Origin of the sequence: Streptomyces durmitorensis, from assembly GCF_023498005.1 — a bacterium.
GTDB classification, from domain to species: Bacteria; Actinomycetota; Actinomycetes; order Streptomycetales; family Streptomycetaceae; genus Streptomyces; species Streptomyces durmitorensis.
Window position 1 is genome coordinate 3,373,863 of sequence record NZ_CP097289.1, and the last position, 17,096, is coordinate 3,390,958.

The window sequence follows — 17,096 nt, forward strand, 5'->3', positions numbered from 1 at the left end:
CACAAACTATTTGATGAGGTCTTTACCTGCTAGGTGTGCTCGCTGTCACACATGAGAGTTAACCCGCGCGTCTGTGCATGCAGCGAGGCAACTTGTCTGGTATTGGGCGAGTTTGACGCAGGCGTCAGCTCGACGACTCGGCCTTGTGCCGATCCTCGAAGCGCGAGCGGGTGCCAACGGCCGTCGCCCCGTTGACGCCTGACCCGACCGGCGGACGGTCCTCCGCTTCCGCGTCCGTCGCGTCCGTCGCATCCGCCTCGTCGGCCGCGGGGGCGGTCGAGGCCGCTCCCTTGCGCCGCCGGTAGCGCGGCGGCACGAAGGACTCGGCCCAGCGCGGGATGTGCGGGGTGAACCGCGGCAGCAGGAGCAGCACGAGGCCCACCGCGCTCAGGGCGACGATCGCGAACAAGATCCACATGCTGGCCGAGTGGACCGAGTAGGCCACCGTTCCGAAGCCGATAAGGGCCGACCAGAAGTACATGATCAGCACCGCACGGCTGTGGGAGTGGCCGATCTCCAGGAGGCGGTGGTGGAGGTGGCCGCGGTCGGCGGCGAACGGCGACTTGCCGTTCCACGTACGCCTCACGATCGCGAGGACCAGGTCGGCGAACGGGATCGCGATGATCGTCAGCGGCATCAGGAGCGGGATGAAGACCGGGAGCATCGCGTGCGTGGCATCGCGGGTGCCGCCGAAATTCAGCTTCAGGGCGTCGCCGTCGATCTGCCCTGTGGCGGAGATCGCACCCGCCGCGAGGACCAGGCCGATCAGCATCGAGCCCGAGTCCCCCATGAAGATCCGGGCGGGATGGATGTTGTGCGGCAGGAAGCCCAGGCACATGCCGATCAGGATCGCGGCGAAGAGGGTCGCGGGGGCCGCGGCCTCGATGCCGTAGCCGTACCAGAGGCGGTAGGCGTACAGGAAGAACGCCGTGGCCGCGATGCACACCATGCCCGCCGCGAGGCCGTCGAGGCCGTCCACGAAGTTCACCGCGTTGATGGTGATCACGACGAGCGCGACCGTCAGGAGCGTGCCCTGGCCCTGGTCCAGGAGGACCATGCCGTAGCCCGGGACCGGGATCCACAGGATCGTCAGGCCCTGGAGGACCATGACGCCCGCGGCGATCATCTGGCCGCCCAGCTTGATCAGGGCGTCGATCTCGAACTTGTCGTCCAGGACACCGATCAGCCAGATCAGCGCGGCACCGGAGAGCAGGGCGCGCGGTTCGTTGGACCGCTCGAAGACGTCGTTCAGGTTCGGCAGGTGGTCGGCGACAAGGAGACCGGCGCACAGCCCGAAGAACATCGCGATACCGCCGAGCCGGGGCGTTGGCTCCCGGTGCACGTCGCGGGCGCGGATCTCCGGCATGGCGCCGGCCACGATCGCGAACTTCCGCACCGGGCCGGTCAGCAAGTAAGTCACCGCGGCCGTGATGCAGAGCGTCAGCAGGTATTCACGCACGGGCTTCCCCACAGGTATCGCTGGCCATCTCAGCCCCACACCCTAGCTCTGCGTGCATACGGTTGGGGACTTCCGGGTAGCGACGATGGTTGCACGAGTACGCGCCTTCCCCTGACGCGTCTACCCCGACCTAGTCCGTATACGGCGGAAATCTGCCCACCAGTTCACGCACTTCCTCTCGTACTTTCGAGTCGTTCGCCTCCTTGGACTGCTCGCCCACCGCGTCGGCGAAGAGCCCCGCGATCCGCACCATCTCCGCGTCCCCCATGCCCTGCGTGGTCACGGCCGCGGTGCCGAGCCGCAGGCCGCGCCCGTCGGCGTGGGGCAGGGCGCACGTGTCGAGGACGAGGCCGCAGGCGGCGAGTCGGCCGCGGGCGGTGTGCGCGTCGAGGCCCAGGGGCGTGGTGTCGGCCAGGATCAGGTGCGTGTCGGTGCCGCCGGTGGTGATCGCGCAGCCCGCGGCGGCCAGGGCCTGGGCGAGGATGCGGGCGTTGGTGACGACCTGATGGGCGTACGCGGTGAAGGCCGGGGTCTCCGCCTCGCCGAACGCCACCGCCTTGGCGGCGATCGTGTGCATCTGCGCGCCGCCCTGGGTGAAGGGGAACACCGCCCGGTCGATACGGGAGGCGAGCTCGGACCCGCACAGGATCAGGCCGCCGCGCGGGCCGCGGAGCACCTTGTGGGTCGTGGCGCAGACGACGTCGGCGTACGGCACGGGGCTCGGGGCCGCTCCCCCGGCGACCAGGCCGATCGGGTGGGCCGCGTCGGCGATGAGGTACGCCCCCACGTCGTCGGCGATGTCGCGGAAGGCCGCGTAGTCGATGTGCCGGGGGTAGGCGATGGAGCCGCAGACGATCGCCTTCGGCCGGTGCGAGCGGGCCAGGACGCGGACCTGGTCGTAGTCGATGAGGCCGCTCTCCGGGTCGACGCCGTAGCCCACGAAGTCGAACCAGCGCCCCGAGAAGTTCGCGGGCGAGCCGTGCGTGAGGTGGCCGCCGTACGGCAGGCCCATGGCGAGCACGGTGTCGCCGGGGCGCAGCAGGGCGGCGTACGCGGCCAGGACCGCGGAGGAGCCGGAGTGCGGCTGCACATTGGCGTGCTCGGCGCCGAAGAGCGCCTTGGCGCGGTCGATGGCGATGCGCTCGGCGACGTCCACCAGCTCGCAGCCGCCGTGGTGGCGGGCGCCGGGGTAGCCCTCGGCGTACTTGTTGGCCAGCGGCGAGCCCAGGGCCGCCAGGACCGCCGGTGAGGTGAAGTTCTCGGCGGCGATGAGCTGGAGGGACGACGCCTGGCGGTCCTGCTCGGCCAGGAGGACCTCCGCCATCTGGGGGTCCGCGCCGCGGAGCGCGGCGAAGTCAGCGGGCGCCGTCGCGGCGGCGGTGGGTGCGGTGCTGACCGGCATCTTGGGCTCCGGGCCTCGCGAGGGGTGAGGGTCCCTCCAATGTAGGCCTGCCACACGGTGCCCGCGCGGCGTCGGCTCGATCTTTCCGCGAGATGCGAGGCGACAGGAAGAGAAAGGTTTACGCCTTGGCCCGCACGCCCGTCAGCGCCGTCACCACCGGATCAAGCGCTTCATTGATCTCGTCGCCCACCGAGCGGAAGAAGGGCAGCGGCGCCCCGTAGGGGTCGTACACCTCGTCCGCCTCTGCCGTGGGCGCCAGGAGCCAGCCCCGCAGCGCCGCGGCGGCCCGCACGAGGGCCCTGGCCCGCTCGACGACACCTCCGTCGACGTCGGGCAGCGTCGCCGGGTCTATGGCCCGCACGAGCCGCGTGAACTCCTTGAGCGTGAACGTGCGAAGACCCGCCGAGTGGCCCATCGAGATGACCTGCGCCCGGTGGTCCCGGGTCGCCGTCAGGACGAGGTCCGCGCGGATGACGTGCTCGTCGAGGAGTTCGCGCCCTTTGAAGCCGGAGGCGTCCGCCCCGAAGTCCGCGAGCACCGCCTCGGCGTTGGTCTCCATGGGGGCGCCCTCGTGCCCCCACGTGCCCGCGCTCTCCACGATCAGGCCGCCGGTGAAGGGATCACCCAGGCGGTCGGCCAGGGCATGCCTGGTCAGCCGCTCGGTGATGGGCGAGCGGCACACATTGCCGGTGCTGACGTGGAGGATGCGGAACGAACCGGGATAAGCCGCTATGCCACGCCCCGTCTCAGGGGCTGTCAATTCGCCACCTCGAGGTCGGGTACCACCTTGCGGAGCTCCTCCGCGTCCAGGGCACCCGCGCGCAGCAGTACCGGCACCTTCCCGGTGACGTCCACGATCGAGGAGGGGACGATGCCCGGCGTCGGGCCGCCGTCCAGGTACACGGAGACGGAGTCGCCGAGCATCTCCTGCGCGGCGTCACAGTCCTCCGGGGCGGGGTGCCCGGTGAGGTTCGCCGAGGAGACCGCCATGGGGCCGACCTCGGTGAGCAGTTCGATGGCCACGGGGTGCAGCGGCATCCGGATCGCGACGGTCCCACGGGTGTCCCCGAGGTCCCACTGGAGCGAGGGCTGCTGCTTGGCGACCAGGGTCAGCGCACCGGGCCAGAAGGCGTCGACGAGCTCCCAGGCCGACTCGGAGAAGTCGGTGACCAGGCCGTGCAGCGTGTTCGGGGAGCCGATGAGGACAGGGGTGGGCATATTGCGGCCACGGCCCTTGGCGTCGAGCAGGTCGGCGCAGGCCTCCGGCGTGAAGGCGTCGGCACCGATGCCGTAGACGGTGTCGGTGGGCAGGACGACCAGCTCGCCACGGCGGACGGCCGACGCGGCCTCGCGCAGACCGGTCGTACGGTCGGTCGCGTCATTGGTGTCGTATCGCCGTGCCATCTAGCTGGCCTCCTCGTACACGTACTGCTGGCTTGAAGTGGGTGTGCTCACGGCATCGCCTTGCGGGCGGTCGCGAACCTCGGCCGGTTGTTGAGGTCGGGGTGGTCGGCCGCGTCGGCCCAGCCCCGCTCCTCGGTGAAGATCCACGGCACCTGGCCGCCCTGGGTGTCGGCGTGCTCGATGACGACGACTCCGCCGGGCCGCAGGAGGCGGTGTGCGGTGCGCTCGATGCCGCGGATCAGGTCGAGGCCGTCCTCGCCGGAGAAGAGCGACAGTTCCGGGTCGTAGTCCCGGGCTTCCGGAGCGACGTACTCCCACTCGGTGAGCGGGATGTACGGCGGGTTCGAGATGAGGAGGTCGACCTGGCCGTCCAGCTCCGGCAGGGCGTCGCGCGCGTCGCCCTGGGAGAGCTTGACCCTGGACCCCTCGACGTTCTTGCGCGTCCACTTCAGGGCGTCCTCGGACAGCTCCACGGCGTGCACACGCGAGCGCGGGACCTCCTGCGCCATGGCCAGGGCGATGGCCCCGGAGCCCGTACAGAGATCGACGATGAGCGGCTCGACGACGTCCATCGCGCGCACGGCGTCTATGGCCCAGCCGACGACCGACTCGGTCTCCGGGCGCGGCACGAAGACACCGGGGCCGACCTGCAGTTCGAGGTAGCGGAAGAACGCACGCCCGGTGATGTGCTGGAGCGGCTCGCGGGCCTCGCGGCGCGCGATCGTCTCCCAGTACCGGGCGTCGAAGTCCGTGTCCTTGACGGAGTGCAGCTCGCCCCGCTTCACGCCGTGCACGAAGGCGGCGAGCTCCTCCGCGTCGTTGCGCGGCGAGGGCACGCCGGCGTCGGCCAGCCGCTGGGTGGCCTGGGCCACTTCCGCGAGCAGCAGGTTCACGCTGGTCCTCCGGGGCTGAGCTGAGCGATGGGCGGGTGCGGTCGTGGCTCAGGCTGCCGCGAGCTTGGCTGCGGAGTCCGCGTCGACGCAGGCCTGGATGACCGCGTCGAGGTCTCCGTCGAGCACCTGGTCCAAGTTGTACGCCTTGAAGCCGACGCGGTGGTCCGAGATCCGGTTTTCCGGGAAGTTGTACGTACGGATCTTCTCGGAGCGGTCAACCGTGCGGACCTGGCTGCGACGGGCGTCCGCAGCCTTGCTCTCCGCTTCCTCCTGAGCCGCGGCAAGGAGCCTGGAGCGCAGGATACGCATCGCCTGCTCCTTGTTCTGCAGCTGGCTCTTCTCGTTCTGGCAGGACGCCACGACGCCGGTGGGCAGGTGCGTGATGCGCACCGCGGAGTCGGTGGTGTTGACCGACTGGCCGCCGGGGCCCGAGGAGCGGTAGACGTCGATGCGCAGGTCGTTGGCGTGGATCTCCACGTCGACCTCCTCGGCCTCGGGCGTCACCAGGACGCCGGCCGCGGAGGTGTGGATCCGGCCCTGCGACTCGGTCGAGGGCACGCGCTGCACGCGGTGCACGCCGCCCTCGTACTTCAGCCGCGCCCAGACGCCCTGTCCTGGCTCGGTCGCGCCGTTGCCGCCCTTGGTCTTCACGGCGACCTGGACGTCCTTGTAGCCGCCGAGCTCGGACTCGGTGGCGTCGATGATCTCGGTCTTCCAGCCGACGCGCTCCGCGTACCGCAGGTACATGCGAAGGAGGTCGCCGGCGAAGAGCGCCGACTCGTCGCCGCCCGCGCCCGCCTTGACCTCAAGGATGACGTCCTTGTCGTCGTTGGGGTCCCGGGGCACCAGGAGGAGCCGCAGCTTCTCGGTGATCTCCTCGCGCTGCTTCTCCATGTCCTTGACCTCAGCGGCGAACTCCGGGTCCTCCGCGGCCAGTTCACGGGCCGTCGCGATGTCGTCGCCGGTCTGCTTCCAGGCGCGGTACGTCGAGACGATCGGGGTCAGCTCGGCGTAGCGCTTGTTGAGCTTGCGCGCGTTGGCCTGGTCGGCGTGGACCGAGGGGTCCGCGAGCTTTGTCTCCAGATCGGCGTGCTCGCCGATCAGTTCCTCGACCGCCTCGAACATCGGGGTCTCCTGAGTTTTCTGCACGAAGGTTCTGCGCGAAGGTTCTGCGCGACATGGCGACGCGGCATGGCTGCTGCGATCAGACGGCAAAGCGCCGGTCCCAACCGCCCCCTCCCGGGGGCGGCCGAAGACCGGCGCAGTGGCTCGCTACTTGTTGGCGGCGGCAGCCTTGCCGAAGCGGGCCTCGAAGCGGGCCACGCGGCCACCGGTGTCGAGGATCTTCTGCTTGCCCGTGTAGAACGGGTGGCACTCGGAGCAGACCTCGGCGCGGACGGTGCCGCTGGAGATCGTGCTGCGGGTGGTGAATTCGGCGCCACAGGTGCAGCTGACCTGGGTCTCGACGTACTCGGGGTGGATCTCGCGCTTCAAGGTGTCTCCTAGTTTCGGGAGGGCGCCGGGTCGTACGCGCGGATTGCTCGTACGTGAACCGGGGCCGACGTACCAGTCTGCCAGGACCGGTCGCATCTGCCCAAACCGGGGTGGGTCCTGTTCTATTCCCGGCGGGCTGTGCCGCGGGCCGGGAACGCCGTCAGTCGCTGGTCACGACATCGCTCGCGTCGCCCTTGTCGCCCGCGGACTTCTCGGTGGCGGACTTGGGGATCGGCTTGTCGGCCTTGAGCGCCGCCCAGACCTGCCGGTCGGCCTTCTCCAGGGGAAGGACGCGGTTGGGGTCGGCGGGGTCGTACTGGATGGGCAGGGTCACCATCTTCATGTCGCCCGCGCCGATGCCCTTGAGGCCGCTCGCGAAGCCCGCGAGGCTCTTGACGTCGTTCAGCTCGGAGTCGGTGGTGATGGCGCTGGTCGCGTCGTTCGCCAGGTCGTAGAGCTTCTTCGGGTTGCTGAAGACGCCGACGTCCTTGACCTGGTTGATCAGGGCCTTGATGAAGGCCTGCTGAAGCTGGATGCGGCCGAGGTCGCTGCCGTCGCCGACGGCGTGCCGGGTGCGGACGAGGCCGAGGGCCTGCTCGCCGGTGAGCTGGTGCGTGCCGGCCTTGAGGTTGAGGTGGCTGTCCTTGTCGTTGATCGCCTTCTTGGTGGTGATCTCGACGCCACCGAGGGTGTTGATCAGCTTCTTGAAGCCCGTGAAGTCGACTTCCACATAGTGATCCATCCGGATGCCGGACATTTTCTCCACGGTCTTGACGGCACAGGCGGGGCCGCCGACCTCGTACGCCGTGTTGAACATCTGCCGCTGGCCGCCGGGATCCGTCTCGCCGTCGTTCGTCTTGCACTCGGGGCGGGATATGAGGGTGTCGCGGGGTATCGAGACGACGCTGGCCGTCTTGTGGCCCTTGTTCACGTGCACGACCATCGCCGTGTCCGAGCGGGCGGCGCCCTCGTCCTTGCCGTACTTGGCGTTGTCGCCGGAGCGGGAGTCCGAGCCGAGGACGAGGATGTCCTGCGAGCCGTTGTCGACGTTCTCGGGGCGGTCCGTGCCGAGCGCCGCGTTGATGTCGACGCCCTTGATGTTGCCGTTGAGCTTGAAGTACACGAAGCCGAGGCCCGCACCGCCGAGGACGACCACCGATGCCGCGGTCCACGCGGTGACGACGAGGACCTTGCTGCGCTTGTCGCGGGGCTTGCGACGACGACCGCCACCGCCCTTGGGGCGCTTCGGTGCCGTATCCGCGGGTGCGCTCTCGTCGGTCATGTGCTCCTCAGTCCTCGTCGGGTCGGTTACCCCCTGCTTTCAGGGTCAGGCACGGTTTGGCGTCGGTAGTCAGCGTTTTGTCGTCACTGGTCAGACGTGGAAACCGAAAGAAGGGTTGCACAGCGCTTTGTGGGCGCCCCGGCGCGCGCTCGTGACGCATCGTGCACTCCCGTCCCGCCCTTCCAGCTTCTCACCTGCGGTTTTTTCCGTCACGGGGCTACTGCCCGTGACCGTAAGAATCTCTTAGGTGTGTGGCCAAGGTCATTCAGCGCAAAGGGCCGCCCCCGTCGGATGACGGGGGCGGCCCTTTGCGTGCGCGAGTCGCGCGAGGACTACACGAGGACTAGTCGTTGCCGTTGCCCGGCGTCGGGGTCGTCTTCGCGATCTGCATGAGGAACTCGGCGTTCGACTTCGTCTGCTTCATCTTGTCGAGAAGCAGCTCGATGGCCTGCTGCGAGTCGAGCGCGTGCAGCACCCGGCGCAGCTTCCAGACGATCGCGAGCTCCTCCGCGTTGAGGAGGATCTCTTCCTTGCGGGTGGAGGACGCGTCGACGTCCACCGCCGGGAAGATGCGCTTGTCCGAGAGCTTCCGGTCGAGCTTGAGCTCCATGTTGCCGGTGCCCTTGAACTCCTCGAAGATCACCTCGTCCATGCGCGAACCGGTGTCGACGAGCGCGGTGGCGAGGATGGTCAGCGAGCCGCCGTCCTCGATGTTGCGCGCCGCACCGAAGAAGCGCTTCGGCGGGTAGAGCGCGGTCGAGTCGACACCACCGGACAGGATGCGGCCGGAGGCCGGGGCCGCCAGGTTGTACGCACGGCCCAGGCGGGTGATCGAGTCGAGGAGCACGACCACGTCGTGACCCAGCTCCACGAGACGCTTGGCGCGCTCGATGGCCAGCTCGGCGACCGTGGTGTGGTCCTCGGCGGGACGGTCGAAGGTCGAGGAGATGACCTCGCCCTTCACCGACCGCTGCATGTCGGTGACCTCTTCCGGACGCTCGTCGACCAGGACGACCATCAGGTGGCACTCGGGGCTGTTCGTGGTGATCGCGTTCGCGACCGCCTGCATGATCATGGTCTTGCCGGTCTTCGGCGGAGCCACGATCAGACCGCGCTGGCCCTTACCGATCGGCGACACGAGGTCGATGATGCGGGTGGTGAGCACGCCCGGGTCGGTCTCCAGACGGAGCCGGTCCTGCGGGTAAAGGGGCGTCAGCTTGTTGAACTCCGGTCGCCCGCGCCCGGATTCGGCCGCCATGCCGTTCGCCGAGTCGAGGCGGACGAGCGCGTTGAACTTCTCGCGGCGCTCGCCGTCCTTGGGCTGACGGACGGCGCCGGTGACGTGGTCACCCTTGCGCAGACCGTTCTTGCGGACCTGGGCGAGCGACACGTACACGTCGTTCGGGCCCGGGAGGTAACCCGAGGTCCGGATGAACGCGTAGTTGTCGAGGATGTCCAGGATGCCCGCGACGGGGATCAGTACGTCGTCGTCGGCGACCTGCGGCTCGTTGGCGCCGCCGAACTCGTCGCGGCCACGACGGCCACGGCGGTCGCGGTAGCGGCCACGGCGGCCGCGACGGCCACCCGCCTCGTCGTCGAAGTCGTCCTGCGGGCCGTTGTCCCGCTGGTCGCGCTGCTGACGGTCCTGGCGGTCGCCACGGTCCTGGCGGTCCTGACGGCCGCCGCCCTGCTGGCGGTTGCCGCCCTGCGGCTGGTCGTCGCCCTTGTTGCCACGGCGGTCACGGTCGCGGCCACGGCCCTGACGGTCGCGGTCACGGCGCTCACGGCGGCCGTCGGCGTTGTCACCCGAGCCGTCGCCCTTGGCCTCGGACGAACCGTCCGTCCTGGCCTCGTTCTTGGCGTCGTTCTTCGGCTCGCTCTTCGCCTCGGCGGTGACCGTCTCGGGGCTGCCCGCGTCGGCGGTGGCACGGCGACGGCCGCGACGCTCGCCCTTGTCGGCACCCGCGGGCTGGCCCGGGATGTCGATCTGCTGCTGGGCGGTGGCCTCTTCGGCCTTGGCGCCCGCGGTCTGCTCGGCCTTGTCGGCCTTGCTCGCCTTGGTGCCCTTGTCCGTGCTCGCTGCGGTGTCCTCGCCCGTCCGGGCCTTCGAGGTTGCGCGTCGCTTGGGCTTGGTCTCGGCGTCCGTGGCGGACGCGGACGGCGCGGCACTCTTGGCGGGGGCACTGCCCCCGGCCTGCGCCTCCTTGATGACCTCGATCAGCTGGCTCTTGCGCATCCGCGCGGTGCCCTTGATACCGAGGCCGGATGCGACCTGCTGCAGTTCCGCCAGCACCATGCCATCGAGGCCGGTGCCGCGGCGCCGCCGGGACCCGGCCGAAGCACCGGTGGCAGGCGCCGCAGAGGCGTCCGTGGCGGGCGTGTCGGCAGTCACGCCCATCAGATCGGTGGTGTCGCTCACGAAGGGTCCTTCCCTGGAGCGGACGTCGGCCTGTCTGGCTCGGCGACCGGTTGTGCTGTCCGGAGGTCCTCTGGTGTGTGGACCGTGCCGGGGCGGTGGTCCGCCAACGCGCGGCGGAAGAATTCACTGGTGATGGCGAGTCCCGGTGAGGTGCCACTGAGGTGCGGTGTCACTCGGCTCGGTCACGCCGGTTCCGGAGCGTGCTCGGCGCTGCTCAATGCGAGGCACAGAGCAGTTTGGGAGGCTCCCGGAAGGATGGATGTCCCGGACGGGGACACAAAGCACCTCGCCATGGTGGGGTCGGGTGCAGACTTGAGGTTAACACTACCGGATCCAACAAACATTCCCCCTCTTCTCATCCGGCTACCAGCTGTCAGGGCGCAAGCGGCAGCACGCTCGCGCCGGTCGCGTCGAGCGCCAGACGGTTGGCCGCCCAGCCCTCTCCCGCAAGGCGTGCGACCTTGTCCGCCGCACTCTCATCGGCCAGCGCGAGGACCGTGGGTCCCGCGCCGGAGATCATTGCCGGGACACCGTCCGCGCGCAGGCGTTCCACCAGGGCGGCGCTCTCCGGCATGGCGGGTGCGCGGTACTCCTGGTGGAGCCGGTCCTCGGTTGCGGGAAGCAGCAGCTCGGGGCGCCTGGTCAGGGCCTCGACGAGCAGTGCGGCCCGGCCCGCGTTGGCGGCCGCGTCGACGTGCGGGACGGTGCGCGGGAGCAGTCCGCGCGCGGTCTCGGTGAGGACGGGCTTTCCCGGTACGAAAACCACCGGAACGATGGAACCGGCGGGCTCCATCCTGATCGCCCGCGCCGATCCGCCGTCCATCCAGGAGAGCGTGAAACCGCCGAGCAGACAGGCGGCGACGTTGTCCGGGTGGCCCTCGATCTCGGTGGCGAGCTCAAGCAGGGCGTTGTCGTCCAGACGGGCGTCCCCGCCTATCGTCACGGCGCGCGCGGCGACGATGCCCGCGCAGATGGCGGCGGACGAGGAGCCGAGGCCCCGGCCGTGCGGAATGCGGTTGGCGCAGACGATTTCGAGCCCGCGCGGCTGTCCGCCGAGCAGGTCGAAGGCGGTACGCAGGGAACGTACGAGCAGATGCGACTCGTCGCGCGGGAGCGTCTCGCTGCCCTCACCTGCGATGTCGATGTTCAGTCCGGTGTCGGCCACCCGCACGACGACGTCGTCGTACAGCCCCAGCGACAGGCCGAGGGCGTCGAAGCCCGGGCCGAGGTTGGCGCTGGTGGCGGGGACGCGCACCCGGACGGCGGCGGCGCGGAACGCGGGACCGGCCATCGCTCGATGACTCTCCTTGAGCTGCGATCTTTTGAGGACTTGCCACGTGATGAGGCACTACCCGAAGGCCGCTCTGCGGCAGCACCGCGGCATATGCGGCGGGGCGGGTTCGGTACAGCCTATCGAAGGAAGGTTCTGTGGCGACATAGGGCGCACAGGAGGCGCACGATGCGTGTCGTAAGCCCCCTGTGCACCCCCTATGCGGAGTTGCGGGTTTTCCGGACGGGTATGCCCGCCCTGCCGCCTGCGATAACGCCGAACGGCGTGATCAGGCCAGACCGAGTCGCTCGGCCGCGGCGGCCGAGTCGACCGGGACCGTGACCGGCTGCGGCGCGCCGGCGACGGCCCAGTCCGGGTCCTTGAGGCCGTTTCCGGTGACGGTGCAGACGATGCGCTGCCCCTTGTCGACCTTGCCCTGCTCGGCGGCCTTCAGCAGACCGGCGACCGAAGCGGCCGACGCCGGCTCGACGAAGACACCCTCCTGGGAGGCCAACAGCTTGTAGGCGCGCAGGATCTCACGGTCCGTCACCTCGTCGATGAAGCCGTCCGACTCGTCGCGCGCGTCGAGGGCGAACTGCCACGACGCGGGGTTGCCGATGCGAATCGCGGTGGCGATCGTCGACGGGTCCTTGACGATCTCGCCGCGCACGATGGGCGCGGAACCGGAAGCCTGGAAGCCCCACATGCGGGGAGTGCGCGTCGAGATCGAGTCGGCGGCGTACTCCTTGTAGCCCTTCCAGTAGGCCGTGATGTTGCCCGCGTTGCCGACCGGCAGGACGTGGATGTCGGGGGCGTCGCCGAGCGCGTCCACGATCTCGAAGGACGCGGTCTTCTGGCCCTCGATGCGGAACGGGTTGACCGAATTGACCAGCGCCACCGGGTAGTTCTCGGAGAGGGCGCGGGCGAGGTTCAGGCAGTCGTCGAAGTTGCCGTCGACCTGGAGGATCTTCGAGCCGTAGACGAGCGCCTGGCCCATCTTGCCGAGCGCGATCTTGCCCTGCGGTACGAGGACGGCGCAGACCATTCCCGCGCGTACGGCATAGGCGGCGGCCGAGGCCGACGTGTTGCCGGTGGAGGCGCAGATGACGGCCTTCGCGCCCTCCTCCTTGGCCTTCGTGATCGCCATCGTCATGCCGCGGTCCTTGAAGGACCCGGTCGGGTTGGCGCCCTCGACCTTGAGATGCACCTCGCAGCCCGTGCGCTCGGAGAGCACCTGCGCGGGCACGAGCGGCGTGCCGCCCTCGCGGAGCGTCACGACCGGCGTCGTGTCGGAGACGGGAAGACGGTCCCGGTACTCCTCGATGATTCCGCGCCATTGGTGGGTCATTGCTGCCTACTCCCCTTCAACCCGCATGATGCTGGCGACACCACGCACGGTGTCGAGATTCCGCAGCGCCTCGACGGTGCCGGTGAGGGCTGCGTCGGGCGCGCGGTGGGTGACGACGACGAGGGAGGCCTCGCCGTCCTTGCCCGTCTGACGGACCGTATCGATCGATACGCCGTGCTCGGCGAAGACCGTCGCGACCTGGGCGAGTACACCCGGCTTGTCGGCTACGTCGAGGCTGATGTGGTAGCGCGTGACGACCGCGCCCATGGAGTTCACGGGCAGCTGGGTGTACGCGGATTCGCCGGGCCCGGTGGCCTCGGCGAGCTTGTTCCGGCAGACGGCGACGAGGTCGCCGAGAACGGCCGACGCGGTGGGGGCGCCGCCCGCGCCGGGACCGTAGAACATGAGCTGGCCCGCGGCCTCCGCCTCCACGAACACGGCGTTGTACGCCTCGCGCACCGACGCCAGCGGATGGCTGAGCGGAATCATCGCGGGGTGCACGCGCGCGGTGACGGACCCGCCGTCGGCGGCCCGCTCACAGATGGCGAGCAGCTTGATGGTGCAGCCCATGCGCTTCGCGGAGGCGAAGTCGGCGCCGGTCACCTCGGTCATGCCCTCGCGGTACACGTCGTCGAGACGCACGCGCGTGTGGAAGGCGATACCGGCGAGGATCGCGGCCTTGGCGGCGGCGTCGAAGCCTTCGACGTCGGCGGTCGGGTCGGCTTCCGCGTATCCGAGGGCGGTGGCCTCGTCGAGGGCTTCCTGATAGCCGGCACCGGTGGTGTCCATGGCATCGAGGATGAAGTTGGTCGTGCCGTTCACGATTCCGAGGACGCGGTTGACCTTGTCACCGACCAGGGACTCGCGCAGCGGCCGGATCAGCGGAATGGCACCGGCGACGGCAGCCTCGTAGTACAGATCCCGGCCGTGCTCCAGGGCGGCGGCGTGCAGCGCGGCGCCGTCCTGGGCGATGAGCGCCTTGTTGGCGGAGACGACGGACGCACCGTGCTCGAAAGCGGTGGTGATGAGGGTCCTGGCAGGCTCGATGCCCCCGATGACCTCGACGACCACATCAATGTCACCACGTTTGACCAGCGCGGTCGCGTCCGTGGTGACCAGCGAGGGGTCGATCCCGTCCCGCACCTTCGACGGGCGGCGGACGGCGACCCCGGCGAGCTCGACCGGGGCACCGATCCGGGCCGTGAGGTCGTCGGCATGCGTCGTCATGATGCGCGCCACCTCTGAGCCGACAACCCCACAGCCCAGCAGCGCCACCTTCAGCGGACGCGTACGCATCATCCGACCTCACTTCTCATACATCTACAGTGGGACCAGTCTCACCCACCGGATCGCAGTTTCTATCCACTGTCCGGATCGTGAGACACCTATTTCACTGGCCGATACTTTGCCGGCCCTTGCTTCTCGGCCGATTTTTCCTCAGCCGACATCCAGACGCAGGAGATCTTCCTCCGTCTCGCGCCGGACGATGACCCGCGCCTCACCATCCCGCACGGCGACGACCGGCGGACGGAGGGCGTGGTTGTAGTTGCTCGCCATGGAACGGCAGTACGCACCGGTCGCGGGCACGGCGATCAGATCTCCGGGAGCGAGGTCGGCCGGCAGGAACGCGTCCTTCACCACGATGTCCCCGCTCTCGCAGTGCTTGCCGACGACGCGGACGAGCATGGGCTCGGCGTCGGACTCGCGCGAGACGAGCGCGACGCTGTACTCGGCGTCGTAGAGAGCGGTACGGATGTTGTCGGACATGCCGCCGTCGACGGAGACGTACGTACGCAGTCCTTCGAGCGGCTTGACGGTGCCGACCTCATAGAGGGTGAAGGCGGTGGGCCCGACGATGGCGCGCCCCGGCTCGACGGAGATACGAGGGGTCCGCAGATCGGCGGCCTCGCACTCGCGCGTCACGATCTCGCCGAGCGCCTTGGCGATCTCGTGCGGCTCGCGGGGGTCGTCCTCGGAGGTGTAGGCGATGCCGAGCCCGCCTCCGAGGTCGATCTCGGGAAGCTCGACGCCGTGCTCGTCACGGATCTCGGCGAGCAACTGCACCACGCGCCGCGCGGAGACCTCGAACCCGGCCATGTCGAAGATCTGCGACCCGATGTGCGAGTGCACGCCGATGAGCTCGAGCCCGTCGAGCTGGAGCGCCCGCCGCACCGCCTCGGCGGCCTGTCCTCCGGCGAGGGCGATGCCGAACTTCTGGTCCTCGTGGGCGGTGGCGATGAACTCGTGGGTGTGGGCCTCGACGCCGACGGTCACCCGGATCTGCACACGCTGACGGACCCCGAGCCGCTCGGCGATGTGAGCGACGCGCGCGATCTCCTGGAAGGAGTCGAGCACGATGCGTCCCACGCCGGCTTCGACGGCCCGCTCGATCTCGTCCTCGGTCTTGTTGTTGCCGTGGAAGGCGATGCGGTCGGCGGGCATGCCGGCGGCGAGGGCGGTGGCGAGCTCACCACCGCTGCAGACGTCGAGGTTGAGCCCTTCCTCGTGCAGCCACCGCACGACGGCACGCGAGAGGAAGGCCTTCCCGGCGTAGAAGACATCGGCGTCGGAGCCGAAGGCACCGCGCCAGGCGTGGCAGCGGGCACGGAAGTCGGCCTCGTCGAGGAAGTAGGCGGGCGTGCCGAACTCCTCGGCGAGCCGGGTCACTTCGATCCCGCCGACGGTGACAACGCCGTCGGCGCTCCGGCCGACGGTCTGCGACCAGACCTTGGGGTCGAGGGAGTTCAGATCGGCGGCCGGGGCGGTGTAGTGCCCTTCGGGCAGTACGTCGGCGTGGCGGGGCCCGGCGGGGTGTGCGGAACGGCTCATGTCGCGGTCGTCTCTCTCACTTCATTCACGTCTGTCTTCACGTGTCACAAGTACTCGGGGGCACTGATGCCGAGCAGGGACAGGCCGCCTGCGAGCACCGTCCCGGCGGCTTCGGCGAGCGCGAGCCGGGCGCGGTGGGCGGCCGAGGGTTTCTCGTCACCAAGCGGCAGGACGGCGGGCTTGAAGGCGAGGAAGGCATCGGCGGTGGTGACGAGATGCCGGGCGAGGCGGTCGGGGGCGCGGTGGCGGGCGGCTGCGGCGAGGACGCGGGGGTGGTCGGCGAGGGCGTCGAGGAGGGCCTGGGCCTCTGGCCCGGCTAGGTCCCCGGGGGCGCTGTCGAAGCCGAGGGCGGCGGCGTTGCGGGTGAGGGCGCGGGTGCGGGAGTGGGCGTACCGCACGCGGAAGAGGGGGTTGGCGGCGCGCTGGACCAGGTGCTCGTGCTCGTCGCCGATGCGGGGCCGGTCGTGGGCGGCGGGGTACAGGAGGGCCCAGCGGGCGGCGTCACGGCCGAGGGGGGTGGGGTCCTGCGGGGCGGGGACGGGGCGGAGGGTCTCCGTCTGCGCGGCAGGCTCTTCCTGGGCGTCGAGGTGGACACCCAGGGAGCCCCAGCCGGGGTCGGGCGCTTCGTCGCAGGTGAGGCGTGCGAGAACGCCCTGGGATACGAGGATCCGGCGCAGCGAGTCGGCGAGCACGGCGGCGCGGACTTCGCGGGGGAAGTGGAGCTGTCGGGCTTCGCCGGTGGCCTCGACGTGCCCGTAGGAGACGCCGCGGGTGAGTACGTCCCTTACGAAACCGGCGGAGGCGCTGCCACTCTTGCCGCTCTTGTCACCGCTCTGGTCGAGAGTGATGTTGAGGAAACCGGGCCCGGTGATGTCGATGGCCGCGATGCCGGGCTCCCGGGCGAGGCGCGGGGACAACACTTCGGCCACCTGGAGCGGCGAGCGCCCTGCGGCGCGGGCGACCTGTAGGGCGACGTTGGTGGCGTAATCCCCGCAGCCGCCGGGCCGGGGCCGCTCGACGAGGACCCTCCCGGCCGTGCCCACGTCATCGAGGTCGTCCAGGCCGCTGAGCTCCCCGTCATCGACGGCACGGCGCATGGCGCGCAGCACGGTGCGGGAGAGCTCGACGGGGGTCACGGGACAAGCGTATGGGAGGAGGGGGGTGGGGACGCGACCCGGTTTCCCGGATGGTCCGGGATGTGGACGGGGAGAGGGCTATGTGGCCCCTCCGCCGGCGAGGCGGGCACGGCTTACGAGGTCGGCGCGGCGGACGAGCAGATCGGCGGCTGGGTCAGCC

14 protein-coding genes are annotated in these 17,096 nt (G+C 69.8%); all 14 read right to left on the reverse strand.

Features of this window, described 5'->3' with window-relative positions:
- Positions 1-124 precede the first annotated feature (124 nt).
- The gene (locus M4V62_RS14890; RefSeq protein WP_249587742.1) at positions 125-1,459 is read right to left on the reverse strand and encodes an MraY family glycosyltransferase; all 1,335 of its coding nucleotides are present in this window, start codon (positions 1,457-1,459) and stop codon (positions 125-127) included.
- 130 nt (positions 1,460-1,589) lie between these two features.
- Complete coding sequence (locus M4V62_RS14895) at positions 1,590-2,861, reverse strand: serine hydroxymethyltransferase (RefSeq protein WP_249587743.1); 1,272 nt, start codon at positions 2,859-2,861, stop codon at positions 1,590-1,592.
- A 118-nt stretch (positions 2,862-2,979) separates the two neighbouring features.
- The gene (locus M4V62_RS14900) at positions 2,980-3,621 is read right to left on the reverse strand and encodes an arsenate reductase/protein-tyrosine-phosphatase family protein (protein ID WP_249587744.1); all 642 of its coding nucleotides are present in this window, start codon (positions 3,619-3,621) and stop codon (positions 2,980-2,982) included.
- Positions 3,618-4,265 (reverse strand): L-threonylcarbamoyladenylate synthase, encoded by a 648-nt coding sequence (locus M4V62_RS14905; protein WP_249587745.1) that lies wholly within the window; start codon positions 4,263-4,265, stop codon positions 3,618-3,620. Before M4V62_RS14905 ends, M4V62_RS14900 begins: the two co-directional genes overlap by 4 nt.
- 47 nt (positions 4,266-4,312) lie before the next feature.
- Positions 4,313-5,158 (reverse strand): peptide chain release factor N(5)-glutamine methyltransferase, encoded by an 846-nt coding sequence (prmC, locus tag M4V62_RS14910; RefSeq protein WP_249587746.1) that lies wholly within the window; start codon positions 5,156-5,158, stop codon positions 4,313-4,315.
- A 48-nt stretch (positions 5,159-5,206) separates the two neighbouring features.
- A complete protein-coding gene (gene prfA / locus M4V62_RS14915; protein ID WP_249587747.1) occupies positions 5,207-6,283 on the reverse strand; it encodes a peptide chain release factor 1 in 1,077 nt (358 codons plus the stop codon).
- 147 nt (positions 6,284-6,430) lie between these two features.
- On the reverse strand, positions 6,431-6,652 hold the full coding sequence (rpmE, locus tag M4V62_RS14920) for a 50S ribosomal protein L31 (protein ID WP_249587748.1): 222 nt from the start codon (positions 6,650-6,652) through the stop codon (positions 6,431-6,433).
- Between the two features lie 160 nt (positions 6,653-6,812).
- Positions 6,813-7,934 (reverse strand): LCP family protein, encoded by a 1,122-nt coding sequence (locus M4V62_RS14925; protein WP_249587749.1) that lies wholly within the window; start codon positions 7,932-7,934, stop codon positions 6,813-6,815.
- A 343-nt stretch (positions 7,935-8,277) separates the two neighbouring features.
- A complete protein-coding gene (rho, locus tag M4V62_RS14930) occupies positions 8,278-10,353 on the reverse strand; it encodes a transcription termination factor Rho (protein ID WP_249587750.1) in 2,076 nt (691 codons plus the stop codon).
- Between the two features lie 373 nt (positions 10,354-10,726).
- Positions 10,727-11,644, reverse strand: coding sequence for a homoserine kinase (thrB, locus tag M4V62_RS14935; protein WP_249587751.1), 918 nt, complete (start codon positions 11,642-11,644; stop codon positions 10,727-10,729).
- A gap of 268 nt (positions 11,645-11,912) precedes the next feature.
- A complete protein-coding gene (gene thrC / locus M4V62_RS14940) occupies positions 11,913-12,971 on the reverse strand; it encodes a threonine synthase (RefSeq protein WP_249587752.1) in 1,059 nt (352 codons plus the stop codon).
- A gap of 6 nt (positions 12,972-12,977) precedes the next feature.
- Entirely contained in the window at positions 12,978-14,270 is a 1,293-nt protein-coding gene (locus tag M4V62_RS14945) for a homoserine dehydrogenase (protein WP_249587753.1), read from the reverse strand.
- Positions 14,271-14,408: 138 nt separating this feature from the next.
- Positions 14,409-15,800, reverse strand: coding sequence for a diaminopimelate decarboxylase (gene lysA, locus M4V62_RS14950; protein ID WP_249587754.1), 1,392 nt, complete (start codon positions 15,798-15,800; stop codon positions 14,409-14,411).
- A 44-nt stretch (positions 15,801-15,844) separates the two neighbouring features.
- The gene (nrtL, locus tag M4V62_RS14955) at positions 15,845-16,936 is read right to left on the reverse strand and encodes an ArgS-related anticodon-binding protein NrtL (protein WP_249587755.1); all 1,092 of its coding nucleotides are present in this window, start codon (positions 16,934-16,936) and stop codon (positions 15,845-15,847) included.
- Positions 16,937-17,096: the final 160 nt, after the last annotated feature.

Coding starts and splice junctions, on each gene's coding strand:
- M4V62_RS14905 (WP_249587745.1), bottom strand. CDS start 4,265: ATGGCACGGCGATACGACACCAATGACGCGACCGACCGTACGACCGGT.
- prfA (WP_249587747.1), bottom strand. CDS start 6,283: ATGTTCGAGGCGGTCGAGGAACTGATCGGCGAGCACGCCGATCTGGAG.
- thrB (WP_249587751.1), bottom strand. CDS start 11,644: ATGGCCGGTCCCGCGTTCCGCGCCGCCGCCGTCCGGGTGCGCGTCCCC.
- M4V62_RS14925 (WP_249587749.1), bottom strand. CDS start 7,934: ATGACCGACGAGAGCGCACCCGCGGATACGGCACCGAAGCGCCCCAAG.
- lysA (WP_249587754.1), bottom strand. CDS start 15,800: ATGAGCCGTTCCGCACACCCCGCCGGGCCCCGCCACGCCGACGTACTG.
- M4V62_RS14895 (WP_249587743.1), bottom strand. CDS start 2,861: ATGCCGGTCAGCACCGCACCCACCGCCGCCGCGACGGCGCCCGCTGAC.
- thrC (WP_249587752.1), bottom strand. CDS start 12,971: ATGACCCACCAATGGCGCGGAATCATCGAGGAGTACCGGGACCGTCTT.
- M4V62_RS14945 (WP_249587753.1), bottom strand. CDS start 14,270: ATGATGCGTACGCGTCCGCTGAAGGTGGCGCTGCTGGGCTGTGGGGTT.